Raw genomic sequence first — 14,371 nt, forward strand, 5'->3', positions numbered from 1 at the left:
CAGAGCATTTATGCTCCACCAATGGTGATGCCCAGACGTATGTCCTGCCGGATACCTGAAATAGCAGATATCCGATATTGCGTTCAAACAGGCTTCAGGCCTGGGGATCGTATTTGCCGATAGCATTATTAACGTCGGATTATTCTCTGAGACATACATATCAATAGTAAGCGTGTTCATTTTTTTCCCTGTTCAGCGTTTTACTGCGTGACTGAACCACTGACAGATATGCTCGATACGGGTGATAGCGGAACCAACGGTAACTGCCCAGGCACCATGCTCAATAGCATTGGCCGCCAGTGCAGGCGTGTTATAGCGCCCCTCGGCAATCACACGACAACCTGCATGGCTCAGTTGTGTCACCATTGCCAAATCTGGCTCAACCGGCGTGATGGGGCCGGTATAGCCAGACAGTGTTGTACCAATGAATTCGATTCCTTTCTGATGGCAACTTATGCCTTCATTCACGGTTGAACAGTCTGCCATCGCCAGTAATCCATGCAGGCGAATACGTGTCAGTAAACTATCAATATCAACCGGGCGAGAGCGGAATGAGGCATCAAAAGCGATAATATCGGCACCTGCCTGCGCCAGGGCGTCAACATCCTGTAAATAGGGAGTGATACGGACTGGCGACCCTGTAAGGTCACGTTTAATTATCCCAATAATAGGAACAGAAAGATGGGGACGAACAGTCCGCAGATTCTCAATGCCTTCAATGCGCACAGCGACCGCACCCGCCGAAGCCGCTGCCTGTGCCATTGCAGCCACAATTTCAGGTTTATCCATAGGGCTGCCTGGTACCGGTTGGCATGAGACAATCAGCCCACCGTTTTCGTGTACACTTTGTTCCAGCTTGGCTAATAGTGACATCCAGTTCCGCCTTATATATTTTGAAGTTTTACTCCGTTTTATATTATGTTGTGGAGCGTTGCTGCATCAAGCAAAAAGATAGAAAAATGTGAACACAGTCATAAGGTATGTTTGTCATTCAATTACTGCGCCAGCGGATTTGAGGCTATAACCTGAAGCTACAAGACAAATACAATTCATTCTGACGGTAGCATGCTGTATTTTATTAACTGCTTCCGGCATAAAGATAAAATGCTCAGAAGGAGGTTATACGCCACGGGATAGCCAGTATGAAATGCATCACATAATTCTTGTTGTATTTATTCAGAATGCTATCACTAATGAGTTTGACCATAACAGGTCACCCATAATCACTTCTAACATCACCATGGTGTGCTTTTACCTCGCACATGGTAACCCCATGTAATTATTTTTAGGGCTTGGTCACATTTTGTCATTGTCATTGTTGAAATTACGCACCATAAGATCACTAATGATGAAGCTTTACTCCAATTGTATTTCTTCGCATGGGGATGCAGATGAAAAATTTTAAGAAAATGATGACGCTAATGGCGCTATGTTTATCAGTCGCTATCACCACATCAGGATATGCAACGACGCTTCCTGATATACCAGAACCACTGAAAAATGGTACTGGCGCTATTGATAATAATGGCGTGATTTATGTCGGCTTAGGTACCGCAGGGACATCCTGGTATAAAATTGATCTTAAAAAGCAACATAAAGACTGGGAGCGTATAAAGTCGTTTCCTGGTGGAGCTCGTGAGCAATCCGTGTCGGTATTTTTAAATGATGAGCTTTATGTTTTTGGTGGCGTAGGGAAAAAAAACAGTGAATCACCGTTGCAGGTTTATAGCGATGTGTACAAATACTCACCAGTGAAAAATACATGGCAAAAAGTTGACACTATATCTCCAGTTGGATTAACAGGGCATACGGGAGTAAAATTAAACGAAACGATGGTACTTATTACCGGAGGGGTTAATGAGCATATCTTTGATAAGTATTTTATTGATATAGCGGCTGCGGCTGCGGCTGCGGCTGCGGCTGCGGATGAAAGTGAAAAAAATAAAGTCATCTATAATTATTTTAATAAACCTGCCAAAGATTATTTTTTTAATAAAATCGTATTTATCTACAATGCTAAAGAGAACACATGGAAGAATGCCGGTGAGCTGCCAGACGCGGGGACGGCAGGATCGTCATCGGTAATGGAAAATAATTTCCTGATGCTGATTAATGGTGAGCTCAAACCGGGTTTACGTACCGATGTGATTTACCGCGCCATGTGGGATAACGACAAGCTAACATGGTTGAAGAACAGCCAGTTACCGCCATCGCCTGGAGAACAACAGCAAGAAGGGTTGGCCGGAGCATTTTCGGGCTATAGTCACGGTGTCCTGCTTGTCGGTGGTGGCGCGAATTTTCCGGGAGCAAAACAAAATTATACCAATGGAAAGTTTTATTCCCACGAAGGAATAAATAAAAAATGGCGAGATGAAGTCTATGGTTTGGTTAATGGCCATTGGCAATATATGGGTAAAATGAAACAACCTCTCGGCTATGGTGTATCAGTAAGTTATGGTGATGAAGTTTTCCTTATTGGTGGTGAAAATGCTAAAGGGAAACCTGTTTCGTCTGTAACCTCCTTTACCATGCGTGATGGTAATTTATTAATAAAATAATTTTTTAAATACAAAAATAAAGTTAATTGATGAGCGGAGTATTTTATGAAAATCAACAAATATCTTCTGGGTATGGTTTCGTTTATAGCATTTTCATCATATCTACAAGCGGCAACCCTTGATTATCGGCATGAATATGCTGATAGAACCAGAATTAATAAAGATCGTATTGCTATAATTGAAAAGCTTCCTAACGGCATTGGTTTTTATGTCGATGCCAGCGTTAAATCGGGAGGAGTAGATGGCGAGCAGGATAAGCATTTAAGCGATCTCGTCGCAAACGCTATAGAACTGGGCGTAAGTTATAATTATAAAGTTACGGACAATTTTGTTTTGCAGCCTGGATTTATATTTGAAAGCGGTCCAGATACTTCAATTTATAAGCCTTATTTAAGGGTGCAATATAATTTTGATTCTGGTGTTTATATGGCTGGTCGTTACCGTTATGACTATGCAAGGAAGACAGCTAACTATAGTGATGATGAGAAAACGAATAGATTTGATACTTATATAGGTTATGTTTTTGATGAGTTGAAATTAGAATATAACTTTACCTGGATGGATAGCGATCAAATTAAATTTGATAACAAAAAAACAAACTATGAACATAATGTGGCTTTAGCCTGGAAACTGAATAAGTCATTTACACCATACGTTGAGGTCGGAAATGTAGCGGTGAGAAATAATACCGATGAGAGACAGACCCGTTATCGCGTTGGATTACAATACCACTTTTGAGAAAGGTTAAAGAGTTACTGTACTAATCTTTGCTTAGTATTCATATCGATAATCTTATAGCCCGTAGCTACGTTACAGAACGTTAGACTTTGTCTTGAGTATTCACGTCCTTAACGTAGCTACGAACAAGGATGATAAACAATGAATATACGCCTTACATAGCTACGATCTCAGGCGGTTGTCGGAAAGTGCCGATTGATAGTGTCTTATTCGGCAATTGATATGACTTAAAAATTAATTCCGTAAGCATTTCAGACGGTAACAGCAAATAAGGGTTTTATTGTGATAGCAAAATTCTTCCCGTGGTATAGCGAGATAACACGTCCACAAAAAAATGCTTTATTTTCAGCATGGCTGGGTTACGTTTTTGATGGCTTCGACTTTATGCTGATTTTCTACATTATGTATCTGATCAAGGCTGACTTAGGATTGACAGATATGGAGGGCGCATTCCTTGCCACAGCGGCCTTTATTGGGCGACCATTTGGCGGGGCGCTATTTGGTCTGCTGGCAGACAAATTTGGCCGTAAGCCGTTAATGATGTGGTCGATAGTTGCCTATTCTGTAGGTACAGGGTTAAGTGGCCTGGCTTCCGGTGTAATTATGCTGACGCTTAGTCGCTTCATTGTCGGTATGGGGATGGCGGGGGAGTATGCTTGCGCTTCTACTTATGCCGTGGAAAGTTGGCCAAAGCATTTAAAATCTAAAGCGAGCGCATTTCTGGTTTCAGGTTTCGGTATTGGTAACATCATAGCAGCCTATTTTATGCCGTCATTTGCCGAAGCGTATGGTTGGCGTGCTGCTTTTTTTGTCGGTTTGCTACCCGTTCTTTTAGTAATCTACATCCGGGCCAGGGCTCCTGAATCTAAAGAGTGGGAAGAAGCTAAACTCAGTGGTCCCGGAAAGCATTCACAAAGTGCCTGGTCAGTTTTCTCTTTGTCAATGAAAGGGCTATTTAATCGAGCTCAATTTCCACTGACATTATGTGTATTTATTGTTCTGTTCTCTATTTTCGGCGCAAACTGGCCGATCTTTGGTCTACTGCCTACATATTTGGCGGGAGAGGGCTTTGATACGGGCGTGGTCTCTAATTTAATGACGGCGGCGGCATTCGGCACTGTATTGGGAAATATCGTTTGGGGTCTGTGCGCAGATAGAATTGGTTTGAAGAAAACGTTCAGCATTGGTCTTCTCATGTCCTTTTTATTCATTTTCCCGTTATTCAGAATTCCGCAAGATAATTATTTACTGCTGGGCGCATGTTTATTCGGTTTAATGGCGACTAACGTAGGTGTTGGCGGGTTGGTTCCCAAATTTCTCTACGACTACTTTCCTCTTGAGGTTCGTGGTTTGGGTACCGGGCTTATTTATAATCTTGCTGCGACATCAGGCACATTCAATTCAATGGCGGCGACCTGGCTTGGAATAACAATGGGGCTAGGCGCTGCGCTAACGTTCATTGTTGCTTTCTGGACCGCAACAATTCTACTCATTATTGGCCTATCCATTCCGGATAGACTAAAAGCACGTCGTGAAAGTTTTCAATCAACAAAAGAATTTTAATAGAGGATAAATGATGACGAAATACGGTGTTGTAGGTACAGGTTATTTTGGCGCTGAACTGGCGCGATTTATGTCTAAGGTTGAAGGGGCGAAAATCACTGCGATTTACGATCCGGTAAATGCGGCTCCGATAGCGAAAGAGTTGAACTGTGTCGCCACTGCAACGATGGAGGCGCTTTGTTCCCATCCTGATGTGGATTGCGTAATTATTGCTTCACCAAATTACTTACATAAAGCGCCAGTCATTGCGGCGGCTAAAGCGGGTAAACACGTGTTTTGTGAAAAACCTATCGCCTTAAATTACCAGGATTGTAAGGATATGGTTGATGCCTGCAAAGAAGCTGGTGTTACCTTTATGGCGGGTCACGTTATGAACTTTTTTCACGGGGTTCGCCACGCTAAAGCGCTCATCAAAGCTGGTGAAATTGGTGAAGTTACACAAGTTCACACTAAACGTAATGGTTTTGAAGACGTGCAGGATGAGATCTCATGGAAGAAGATTCGCGCAAAGTCAGGTGGGCATCTGTACCATCACATTCACGAGCTAGATTGTACACTGTTCATCATGGATGAAACCCCATCCCTGGTTTCAATGGCGGCGGGGAATGTTGCGCACAAAGGTGAAAAATTTGGTGATGAAGATGATGTTGTCCTAATCACCCTTGAGTTTGAAAGCGGTCGTTTCGCGACACTTCAGTGGGGATCATCGTTCCACTACCCTGAGCACTATGTATTAATTGAGGGCACGACAGGTGCAATTCTCATTGATATGCAAAACACGGCTGGTTATCTAATAAAAGCGGGCAAAAAAACACACTTTCTTGTGCATGAAAGCCAGGCGGAGGATGATGATCGTCGCAACGGTAACATATCCAGCGAGATGGATGGCGCAATCGCTTATGGTAAACCCGGTAAACGTACGCCGATGTGGCTCTCATCAATTATGAAACTGGAGATGCAGTACTTGCATGATGTGATAAACGGTCTGGAGCCAGGCGAGGAGTTTGCTAAATTGCTAACGGGAGAAGCGGCGACAAATGCCATTGCTACCGCTGATGCTGCGACGCTTTCCTCAAACGAGGGGCGCAAAGTAAAACTCACTGAAATTCTTGGCTAAAATGGGAAGCCGGATGGTGGTGTTATTACCCGGTGGCGCTGCGCTTATGTAGACCGGATAAGGCGCCCGTGAACTGTGCCGCCATCCGGCAATGGACGGGTCACATATAAGCAAAAAGCCCGTACTTCTGTACAGGCTCTCAACTTAAATATGGCGGTGAGGGGGGGATTCGAACCCCCGATACGTTGCCGTATACACACTTTCCAGGCGTGCTCCTTCAGCCACTCGGACACCTCACCAAATTGTCGCTCCAGCATTACTGGAACGGGCGCTAATGTAGGGAAATATCTTTTCTACGTCAATCAACTTTTTTAAAAAAAAGCGCGTTTATACAAACTTCCACCAATCTGTGGTTTTAATAAGCGAAAACTGCTTTTTTTGCCCGCGCCGGGAAATTTGCTATGCTGCACATCCCGTTGAAAACGCTGATAACAGGCGCAATCACATTCCGCACCATACTGCTCAGGAGATAACATGGAGATAATTTTTTATCACCCGACATTTAACGCCGCCTGGTGGGTAAATGCGCTGGAGAAGGCTCTCCCACATGCGCGCGTTCGTGAATGGAAGGTCGGTGATAACAACCCCGCAGACTATGCGCTTGTATGGCAGCCCCCGGTTGAAATGCTGGCCGGAAGACGCTTAAAAGCCGTCTTTGCGCTGGGCGCGGGGGTGGATGCAATTCTGAGTAAATTAAATGCGCATCCGGAAATGCTGGACGCCTCCATTCCTCTATTCCGTCTGGAAGATACCGGAATGGGCCTGCAAATGCAGGAGTATGCCGTCAGCCAGGTATTACACTGGTTCCGTCGTTTCGATGATTATCAGGCGCTGAAAAATCAGGCGCTATGGAAACCGTTGCCGGAATATACCCGCGAAGAATTTAGCGTCGGTATCATGGGCGCAGGGGTACTGGGCGCAAAAGTGGCAGAAAGTCTACAGGCGTGGGGGTTCCCGTTACGTTGCTGGAGTCGTAGCCGCAAATCCTGGCCTGGCGTGGAAAGTTATGTAGGGCGTGAAGAGCTGCGCGCTTTCCTGAACCAGACGCGGGTGCTGATTAATCTGCTGCCGAATACGGCCCAAACGGTAGGAATTATTAATAGCGAATTGTTGGATCAATTGCCGGATGGCGCTTACGTGCTGAACCTCGCGCGCGGCGTGCATGTTCAGGAGGCGGATCTGCTGGCTGCACTTGATAGCGGTAAGCTAAAAGGCGCGATGTTGGATGTCTTTAGCCAGGAACCGTTACCGCAGGAAAGTCCATTATGGCGCCATCCGCGAGTCGCCATGACGCCGCACATTGCGGCAGTCACCCGTCCGGCGGAAGCCATCGATTATATTAGCCGCACCATTACCCAGCTGGAGAAGGGAGAGCCGGTGACGGGGCAGGTGGATCGGGCGAGAGGATATTGATATCAACCCGGCGCGGGCCGGGTTTCGCTAAAAAACGCTGGCGATACCTGCTATCCTTGTCGGAAATGACTACAGGAGAGAGCAATGTATCCCGTTGACCTGCATATGCATACCGTCGCCAGCACTCATGCCTACAGTACTCTGAGCGATTATATCGCGGAAGCCAAACGCAAAGGCATTAAACTTTTTGCGATTACCGATCATGGTCCGGACATGGAAGATGCGCCGCATCACTGGCATTTTATTAACATGCGCATCTGGCCGCGTCTGGTTGACGGCGTGGGGATACTGCGTGGCATTGAGGCGAATATCAAGAATATTAACGGTGAAATTGATTGTTCCGGAAAGATGTTCGACTCGCTGGATCTGATTATCGCAGGCTTTCATGAGCCCGTTTTTGCGCCGCATGATAAAGAAACCAATACTCAGGCGATGATCGCGACCATCGCCAGCGGCAAGGTGCATATAATTAGTCACCCCGGAAATCCAAAGTATCCAGTGGAGGTTAAAGCCATCGCGCAGGCGGCGGCGAAACACCATGTAGCGCTGGAAATCAACAACTCTTCTTTTCTGCATTCGCGTAAAGGAAGCGAAGATAATTGCCGCGCGGTCGCTGCCGCCGTACGCGATGCGGGAGGCTGGGTAGCGTTAGGCTCTGATTCCCATACGGCCTTTACGCTTGGCGATTTCACCGAATGCCGGAAAATTCTGGATGCGGTGAATTTTCCGGAAGATCGAATCCTGAACGTCTCTCCGCAGCGCTTACTGGCCTTTCTCGAATCACGCGGTATGGCGCCTGTACCGGAATTTGCCGAACTTTAATCGTTATTTACGGGAAGATATCAATGAATGAGTTTTCAATCCTGTGCCGTGTGCTGGGATCGTTGTATTACCGCCAACCGCAAGATCCTTTACTGGTTCCGCTGTTTACGTTAATCCGTGAAGGTAAACTGGCGGCAAACTGGCCGCTGGAGCAGGATGACATGCTGGCGCGTTTACAGAAAAGCTGCGATATCACGCAGATTTCCACTGATTACAATGCGTTATTTGTTGGGGAAGAGTGCGCGGTAGCGCCATACCGCAGTGCGTGGGTCGAAGGCGCGGAAGAGTCTGAGGTGCGCGCTTTTTTAACGTCGCGAGGGATGCCGCTGGCCGATACGCCTGCCGATCACATTGGCACTTTATTGCTCGCGGCCTCCTGGCTGGAAGATCAGTCTGCCGAAGATGAAAGTGAAGCGCTGGAAATCTTATTTGCCGATTATCTTCTTCCCTGGTGCAATACTTTCCTCGGTAAAGTTGAAGCCCATGCCGTTACGCCATTCTGGCGCACTCTGGCGCCGCTAACGCGTGATGCGATAGGGGCCATGTGGGATGAACTTCAGGAAGAAGATGAAGAATAATGTGATGTAAATCACCATTAACTGCAACGAGTTTTACATCATTGCATAAAATGTGTGCGCGATCTCATTAATGTGCCGCTTTTCTGTTATGATGCGCGCCATGAACATACTTCTTTCTATTGCTATCACGACGGGCATCCTTTCTGGAATATGGGGATGGGTGGCCGTCTCCCTGGGGTTACTAAGCTGGGCCGGTTTTTTAGGCTGTACGGCTTATTTCGCCTGTCCGCAGGGCGGCTTTAAGGGATTGTTGATTTCCGCCTGTACGCTGTTAAGCGGTATGGTGTGGGCGCTGGTCATTATTCACGGTAGCGCGTTGGCGCCGCATCTGGAAATTGTCAGTTACGTGTTGACGGGGATCGTGGCATTCCTGATGTGTATCCAGGCAAAGCAGCTATTGCTTTCTTTTGTTCCGGGAACATTTATCGGCGCCTGCGCGACATTTGCAGGGCAGGGTGACTGGCGGTTGGTATTACCGTCGCTGGCGCTGGGGCTAATCTTTGGCTATGCCATGAAAAATAGTGGGCTATGGCTGGCATCACGCCGCGAGCAACATTCAGCGAATACGGCGGTCACAAAATAAAAAAGCGTGGGGTTCTTCCCCACGCTTTGTCGTATTCATCAGGATTCTGGCGGTACTGACAGCTCACGGTATTTCACCAGAATATCATTTTGCCTGTCCGCTTTATTCTGCAAATCCCACAGTCCGCGATCGATACCATCATTAATGAGGAAGATAACGCCGGTTTCAATGGCTGACATCAGACACAGCATCACCGGTTCGTTCGAGGTATAGCCGATTTCGCCTTCCAGCAAGCGCTGGTAATCAATAAAACGGAACACGCCTGCCTGTACTTCATAGGAAAGGATCGTTTTACTGGTGTTCACCGAAGAAAGGATCTCGCCTGTACTGACGTTAACCACGCGCAGGTTGACAGCAATCTGATCCAGCTGATACTGCGTATCGGCGCCAATACCGAAATATCTTGCGCCGACCCCGCCGGATTTGACGTTACTTTCATAACCAATAATAGAACCTTCCACCATAATATTTGCCGCCGTCAGCGACTGAAGCGGGATACGGTTATTCATCGCCACGGTGCCGTTTTCCTGGGCTGCGCGAATAATTTTCCGTTCATTCAAAAGATTCTGTAAGCCTTGTCGTTCCAGCGGGATAAACCAGCGCGAATCTTTCAGCGCGGTGACCAACATAGCGGTGGCGCTCTGTGGCACAGCCGTAGAAAAGTTACTTGCCGGGTAAGGTTTAAATTGGCCCGTTTCATCCTGAATGTTATATACCGAAACAAAGATCTTACCGGTGGGAGCAGGTAAGTGCGTCAAATCTTTGTAACTTTGTGCGCGGGGCATTAATGTCGGTTTCGCAGCTTGTTTCGGCGGGGCAGTTAAGCATCCGCTCAACAATAAAACGGCAACCAAAATAAGTAAGCGCGGCATGATTTATATCCTTTAGTTACTGTAGCTTAAAAATCGGTTGACTGAGTTTGTAAACCTGACACTTCGATGGTCGAGGTTCTTCCCGTTTTTCTGTCCGTGACGTTGAGCTGGAGCTGTCCGTCGCGATTAGCGATATCGATAATAAAATCGTTGGTCACCATACGTCCTGGTTTCCCGGTATTAATATTGGTCAACAAGCCGCCCAGAATTTGCGATTGAATAGCCTGCGTAAAGTTATCCAACGCTGAGGGGGTTTCGATGCCAAAATCATTATCATAAGCGGGGTCTTTATATGAATTTTGCGCCTGGGCGCTATTCAATAAAAAGGAGCCGTTATTGGGGTTTCCGCCAAAGTTAGGATTACGGAACTGGAACGTCATATTTCCAGCCCAGGTTAATGGCGAAAAAAGCATGAGCAGCACTACTGCATGTTTAACACGCATGACAGCCTCCGGATAAAAATCATGTTTTAAAATTCATCACGCGCTAAATCACTCGTACTTAATAGCGTTTGATCTATTTGTCGGCGATTTAATGCTTCTTCTGTTTGCGCTAATGCGAAGACGACGGTTTTCTCGAAGTCTCTTTTCATTGGAAATAAAAAGGTCTGGAAAATAACGTCCTGATTTACCGTTATGGTGATCCAGCTTCCCCAACGCGCACTGGGTCTTTCATTAATGGTCAGATTGCCGGTGTATTCGCTTTCCCATTTGTCGCTGAATGCACGATAGAATTCATGTCCTATCGAAGAGACGGTATGGTCGGTTAACAATCCGGGAACCTCGACTTCAACTTCATTGGCATGCAGGTTTCCGGTAGCGAACAGTAACTCTGCTGCTACAATCCAGGTCAGATAGCGTTTCATGGCCTTACCGCCTGAGATTATCGTTTGCCCATGAAACTGCCTGGGTGCGATTTTTGACAGCTATCTTTTTGAAAAGATTATAAAGATGTGTCTTAACCGTATTCTCGCTGATAAATAGCGACCTCGCGATTTCATTATTAGAGGCACCAATACGTAACTTATTGAGGATCTCTTTTTCGCGATGAGTGAGTAATGCGGACTCGGTGCTGTTGTAGCGGTAATTTCCTGAGTGCGTAATCAGGTAACTGGCTAATTTTTGTGAAAAATAGCATTCGCCACGCAGAATACCCTGTAATCCGCTGACCACGTGTTCCTGGTCTTCAGTGGCGTAAAACACGCCGTTAATATGAGGCCAGTTTTCAATTTCACGGTAGGGATAATCGTCAGGGGTATTTAACAATAATGTTTTTATATTATTGTTTTTGCGGCTTAAATTATCCTGCCAATAGTGGATAAGCTTCTTATCCGCTTCCATCATATCCATTAAAACAATGCAACCGGATGAGATATCTTCCAGAGAACGTTGAATATTATGCAGTTTTCCGGTTATGGCCAGCGATTGCTTTAAATGTTGCAATAATGCCGTAGCTTGCAGAGATGGCTTTGTGATCAACAATAGTGTGTGACCATGACTACTATGGACTTCATTAAACATGATGAAACTCCACTTTTTTTAATCGCACATCTGACAGCTGCCCTCATAAAATAAAGGCACCAGAAGTACTGACAGATGTTGCACTGCTGTGGGTTGAAATAGCCCATTATCCAGAAAGAGAAAAATATTTATGAAAATACTTTTAACTGTTTTCAATCTAGCCATTACAAATCTTAAAGCAAGTGTTAAACTTGTAACAATATGTAAAAATATATATTAAAATGTTGTTTTTGGGTTTTTTTGAAGTTTAGATTTGATAGTAAAGTTGTACATTTCGCTGTTATTGCATAGATTTAAAAAATCATACAAATTATAATAATTCCTTGATTTCTAATCATTTTAATTATTGTATGTCATGTTTTGATTTTATTTTTTCTTAAAATTTGAGACGTGGCATTAACCTGGACAGCACAAAGACAAAAAAAACGAAGTGTGTCACGTCTTGTGCGTATTGCCCGCCATGGGAAGCATAAGAACATCCCCATGGCGGCATAACACACACCAACACTTCATTTTTTAGGTGCGCGATACACTATCTTCTGTGGCCAAAAATCAATTATAAAAAATCACATGGCTATCGTTTTATTAGCACTTTGGTATGAGCTTAAATAACAAAATACCACGCGTGGGTGAGTTATTAAAAATGTTTCCACGGACATACTCTTCATCGTAACGACGCGTTAACAAAAAACGCATGTCGCTAACAAGGTAATAGATAATTTTCGCTATGTACGACCAGGTCCAGGGTGACAGCATGAAAAACAAATTGTTATTTATGATGTTGACAATACTGGGTGCGCCTGGGATTGCAACCGCGACAAATTATGATCTGGCTCGTTCAGAGTATAATTTTGCGGTAAATGAATTAAGCAAGTCTTCATTTAATCAGGCGGCCATTATTGGTCAAGTCGGCACGGATAATAGTGCCAGAGTACGCCAGGAAGGATCAAAACTATTGTCCGTTATTTCACAAGAAGGAGGAAATAATCGGGCGAAAGTCGACCAGGCAGGGAATTATAACTTTGCGTATATTGAGCAAACGGGCAATGCCAACGATGCCAGTATATCGCAAAGCGCTTACGGTAATAGTGCGGCTATTATACAGAAAGGTTCTGGAAATAAGGCCAATATTACCCAGTACGGTACGCAGAAAACAGCAGTTGTAGTGCAGAAACAGTCGCATATGGCTATTCGCGTCACCCAACGCTAATACCGTTACGACTTTTAAATCAATCCGATGGGGGTTTTACCATGAAACTTTTAAAAGTGGCAGCATTCGCAGCAATCGTAGTTTCTGGCAGTGCTCTGGCTGGCGTCGTTCCACAATGGGGCGGCGGCGGTAATCATAACGGCGGCGGCAATAGTTCCGGTCCGGACTCAACGTTGAGCATTTATCAGTACGGTTCCGCTAACGCTGCGCTTGCTCTGCAAAGCGATGCCCGTAAATCTGAAACGACCATTACCCAGAGCGGTTATGGTAACGGCGCCGATGTAGGCCAGGGTGCGGATAACAGTACTATTGAACTGACTCAGAATGGTTTCAGAAACAATGCCACCATCGACCAGTGGAACGCTAAAAACTCCGATATTACTGTCGGCCAATACGGCGGTAATAACGCCGCGCTGGTTAATCAGACCGCATCTGATTCCAGCGTAATGGTGCGTCAGGTTGGTTTTGGCAACAACGCCACGGCTAACCAGTATTAATTTAGCGTCTGCGCTAATAAAAAAACAGGGCATAAGCCCTGTTTTTTTTCGGGAGGAAATTATGCATACTTTATTGCTCCTTGCCGCACTTTCAAATCAGATTACGTTTACCACGACTCAGCAAGGCGATATTTACACGGTGATCCCTCAGGTCACATTAAACGAACCCTGCGTCTGTCAGGTGCAAATTCTCTCTGTGCGCGACGGCGTCGGGGGACAAAGCCATACACAGCAAAAACAAACGCTATCTTTACCTGCTAATCAACCGATTGAGTTGTCTCGTCTTAGTGTAAATATATCTTCAGAGGACTCGGTTAAAATTATTGTTACTGTTTCGGACGGACAATCACTGCATTTATCACAACAATGGCCGCCTTCTGCACAGTAGTTTTTGATGGTGGCGGAAATGGATTGGCTGACCTGGGTATTAAAGAGGCGATAAAAGCGTCTCATCGTCTCGGCATGTCGCTAAAAGGTAACGCCGAACCCTCGAGGATGACTAATCATTGAGGAGTTAACATGTCCGTAATCAAGAAAAATATCCCTGCCATAGGCCTGTGTATCTGCGCTTTTTTTATCCATTCTGCGGTAGGGCAACAAACGGTACAGGGCGGCGTTATCCATTTTCGCGGCGCGATTGTTGAGCCACTGTGCGATATTTCTACTCATGCCGAAAATATTGATTTAACCTGCCTACGCGAAGGTAAAAAGCAAATGCACCGGATTGACCTTCGGCAGACATCTGGATTACCGCAGGATATTCAGTCCATTGCGACGGTGCGGCTGCATTATCTCGATGCGCAAAAAAGCCTGGCGGTGATGAATATTGAGTACCGTTAACTGCGGTGTCATAGATATAAAAAGAGCGACTCTGTTGAAAGCCCTGCTGTACACTTTGCA

At 45.5% G+C, this 14,371-nt stretch carries 17 protein-coding genes and 1 tRNA gene; 12 read left to right on the forward strand and 6 right to left on the reverse strand.

From position 1 onward, the window contains the following. Positions 1-192 precede the first annotated feature (192 nt). The gene (locus J4728_RS01400; RefSeq protein ID WP_208210966.1) at positions 193-873 is read right to left on the reverse strand and encodes an N-acetylmannosamine-6-phosphate 2-epimerase; all 681 of its coding nucleotides are present in this window, start codon (positions 871-873) and stop codon (positions 193-195) included. Positions 874-1,379: 506 nt separating this feature from the next. Here J4728_RS01400 and J4728_RS01405 point away from each other — a divergent pair. The 4 genes from J4728_RS01405 to J4728_RS01420 all read left to right on the forward strand — a co-directional run bounded on the left by J4728_RS01405 (position 1,380) and on the right by J4728_RS01420 (position 5,976). After that, a complete protein-coding gene (locus J4728_RS01405) occupies positions 1,380-2,558 on the forward strand; it encodes an N-acetylneuraminate epimerase (protein ID WP_208210968.1) in 1,179 nt (392 codons plus the stop codon). Between the two features lie 45 nt (positions 2,559-2,603). Continuing rightward, positions 2,604-3,296: an oligogalacturonate-specific porin KdgM family protein gene (locus tag J4728_RS01410; RefSeq protein ID WP_086813707.1), complete on the forward strand. Its 693-nt coding sequence runs from the start codon at positions 2,604-2,606 to the stop codon at positions 3,294-3,296. Between the two features lie 282 nt (positions 3,297-3,578). Further along, the gene (locus J4728_RS01415; protein ID WP_000560758.1) at positions 3,579-4,859 is read left to right on the forward strand and encodes an MFS transporter; all 1,281 of its coding nucleotides are present in this window, start codon (positions 3,579-3,581) and stop codon (positions 4,857-4,859) included. 10 nt (positions 4,860-4,869) lie between these two features. After that, positions 4,870-5,976 (forward strand): Gfo/Idh/MocA family protein, encoded by a 1,107-nt coding sequence (locus J4728_RS01420; protein WP_000988585.1) that lies wholly within the window; start codon positions 4,870-4,872, stop codon positions 5,974-5,976. Positions 5,977-6,127: 151 nt separating this feature from the next. Here the strand turns inward: J4728_RS01420 and J4728_RS01425 are convergent. Then, positions 6,128-6,215 (reverse strand) — tRNA-Ser (locus J4728_RS01425). 235 nt (positions 6,216-6,450) lie between these two features. On the opposite strand from J4728_RS01425, the gene ghrA reads away from it, so the two are divergent. From ghrA to J4728_RS01445, 4 genes are all read left to right on the forward strand, one after another. Beyond that, on the forward strand, positions 6,451-7,389 hold the full coding sequence (gene ghrA / locus J4728_RS01430; protein ID WP_000402552.1) for a glyoxylate/hydroxypyruvate reductase GhrA: 939 nt from the start codon (positions 6,451-6,453) through the stop codon (positions 7,387-7,389). 84 nt (positions 7,390-7,473) lie between these two features. Continuing rightward, positions 7,474-8,211 (forward strand): phosphatase, encoded by a 738-nt coding sequence (locus J4728_RS01435; protein WP_000283643.1) that lies wholly within the window; start codon positions 7,474-7,476, stop codon positions 8,209-8,211. Between the two features lie 23 nt (positions 8,212-8,234). Beyond that, complete coding sequence (locus J4728_RS01440) at positions 8,235-8,789, forward strand: molecular chaperone (RefSeq protein WP_021000171.1); 555 nt, start codon at positions 8,235-8,237, stop codon at positions 8,787-8,789. 100 nt (positions 8,790-8,889) lie between these two features. Beyond that, positions 8,890-9,372, forward strand: coding sequence for a DUF1097 domain-containing protein (locus J4728_RS01445; protein WP_001546652.1), 483 nt, complete (start codon positions 8,890-8,892; stop codon positions 9,370-9,372). Positions 9,373-9,410: 38 nt separating this feature from the next. On the opposite strand, the gene csgG is transcribed toward J4728_RS01445, so the two are convergent. Genes csgG through csgD form a run of 4 tightly spaced genes read right to left on the reverse strand, consistent with a single transcriptional unit; the run spans position 9,411 to position 11,764 of the window. Then, the gene (csgG, locus tag J4728_RS01450; RefSeq protein ID WP_001137620.1) at positions 9,411-10,244 is read right to left on the reverse strand and encodes a curli production assembly/transport protein CsgG; all 834 of its coding nucleotides are present in this window, start codon (positions 10,242-10,244) and stop codon (positions 9,411-9,413) included. 26 nt (positions 10,245-10,270) lie between these two features. Continuing rightward, the gene (csgF, locus tag J4728_RS01455; protein ID WP_001264073.1) at positions 10,271-10,687 is read right to left on the reverse strand and encodes a curli production assembly/transport protein CsgF; all 417 of its coding nucleotides are present in this window, start codon (positions 10,685-10,687) and stop codon (positions 10,271-10,273) included. A gap of 26 nt (positions 10,688-10,713) precedes the next feature. Continuing rightward, a complete protein-coding gene (gene csgE / locus J4728_RS01460) occupies positions 10,714-11,109 on the reverse strand; it encodes a curli production assembly/transport protein CsgE (RefSeq protein ID WP_000833307.1) in 396 nt (131 codons plus the stop codon). Positions 11,110-11,113: 4 nt separating this feature from the next. Then, positions 11,114-11,764, reverse strand: a complete 651-nt coding sequence (csgD, locus tag J4728_RS01465; protein WP_023993496.1) for a biofilm master transcriptional regulator CsgD — start codon at positions 11,762-11,764, stop codon at positions 11,114-11,116. Positions 11,765-12,518: 754 nt separating this feature from the next. On the opposite strand from csgD, the gene csgB reads away from it, so the two are divergent. The 4 genes from csgB to J4728_RS01485 all read left to right on the forward strand — a co-directional run bounded on the left by csgB (position 12,519) and on the right by J4728_RS01485 (position 14,311). Continuing rightward, on the forward strand, positions 12,519-12,974 hold the full coding sequence (gene csgB / locus J4728_RS01470) for a curli minor subunit CsgB (RefSeq protein ID WP_000791655.1): 456 nt from the start codon (positions 12,519-12,521) through the stop codon (positions 12,972-12,974). 41 nt (positions 12,975-13,015) lie between these two features. Further along, positions 13,016-13,471: a curli major subunit CsgA gene (gene csgA, locus J4728_RS01475; protein WP_000771416.1), complete on the forward strand. Its 456-nt coding sequence runs from the start codon at positions 13,016-13,018 to the stop codon at positions 13,469-13,471. 61 nt (positions 13,472-13,532) lie between these two features. Next, positions 13,533-13,859, forward strand: a complete 327-nt coding sequence (csgC, locus tag J4728_RS01480) for a curli assembly chaperone CsgC (RefSeq protein WP_000557256.1) — start codon at positions 13,533-13,535, stop codon at positions 13,857-13,859. A 131-nt stretch (positions 13,860-13,990) separates the two neighbouring features. Further along, positions 13,991-14,311, forward strand: a complete 321-nt coding sequence (locus J4728_RS01485) for a type 1 fimbrial protein (protein ID WP_094913496.1) — start codon at positions 13,991-13,993, stop codon at positions 14,309-14,311. Positions 14,312-14,371 lie beyond the last annotated feature (60 nt).

This window comes from Salmonella sp. 32070601201500089SM (assembly GCF_017573605.1).
Lineage (GTDB): Bacteria > Pseudomonadota > Gammaproteobacteria > Enterobacterales > Enterobacteriaceae > Salmonella > Salmonella enterica.

Coding starts and splice junctions, on each gene's coding strand:
- J4728_RS01400 (WP_208210966.1), bottom strand. CDS start 873: ATGTCACTATTAGCCAAGCTGGAACAAAGTGTACACGAAAACGGTGGG.
- J4728_RS01405 (WP_208210968.1), top strand. CDS start 1,380: ATGGGGATGCAGATGAAAAATTTTAAGAAAATGATGACGCTAATGGCG.
- J4728_RS01410 (WP_086813707.1), top strand. CDS start 2,604: ATGAAAATCAACAAATATCTTCTGGGTATGGTTTCGTTTATAGCATTT.
- J4728_RS01420 (WP_000988585.1), top strand. CDS start 4,870: ATGATGACGAAATACGGTGTTGTAGGTACAGGTTATTTTGGCGCTGAA.
- ghrA (WP_000402552.1), top strand. CDS start 6,451: ATGGAGATAATTTTTTATCACCCGACATTTAACGCCGCCTGGTGGGTA.
- J4728_RS01435 (WP_000283643.1), top strand. CDS start 7,474: ATGTATCCCGTTGACCTGCATATGCATACCGTCGCCAGCACTCATGCC.
- J4728_RS01440 (WP_021000171.1), top strand. CDS start 8,235: ATGAATGAGTTTTCAATCCTGTGCCGTGTGCTGGGATCGTTGTATTAC.
- J4728_RS01445 (WP_001546652.1), top strand. CDS start 8,890: ATGAACATACTTCTTTCTATTGCTATCACGACGGGCATCCTTTCTGGA.
- csgG (WP_001137620.1), bottom strand. CDS start 10,244: ATGCCGCGCTTACTTATTTTGGTTGCCGTTTTATTGTTGAGCGGATGC.
- csgF (WP_001264073.1), bottom strand. CDS start 10,687: ATGCGTGTTAAACATGCAGTAGTGCTGCTCATGCTTTTTTCGCCATTA.
- csgE (WP_000833307.1), bottom strand. CDS start 11,109: ATGAAACGCTATCTGACCTGGATTGTAGCAGCAGAGTTACTGTTCGCT.
- csgD (WP_023993496.1), bottom strand. CDS start 11,764: ATGTTTAATGAAGTCCATAGTAGTCATGGTCACACACTATTGTTGATC.
- csgB (WP_000791655.1), top strand. CDS start 12,519: ATGAAAAACAAATTGTTATTTATGATGTTGACAATACTGGGTGCGCCT.
- csgA (WP_000771416.1), top strand. CDS start 13,016: ATGAAACTTTTAAAAGTGGCAGCATTCGCAGCAATCGTAGTTTCTGGC.
- csgC (WP_000557256.1), top strand. CDS start 13,533: ATGCATACTTTATTGCTCCTTGCCGCACTTTCAAATCAGATTACGTTT.
- J4728_RS01485 (WP_094913496.1), top strand. CDS start 13,991: ATGTCCGTAATCAAGAAAAATATCCCTGCCATAGGCCTGTGTATCTGC.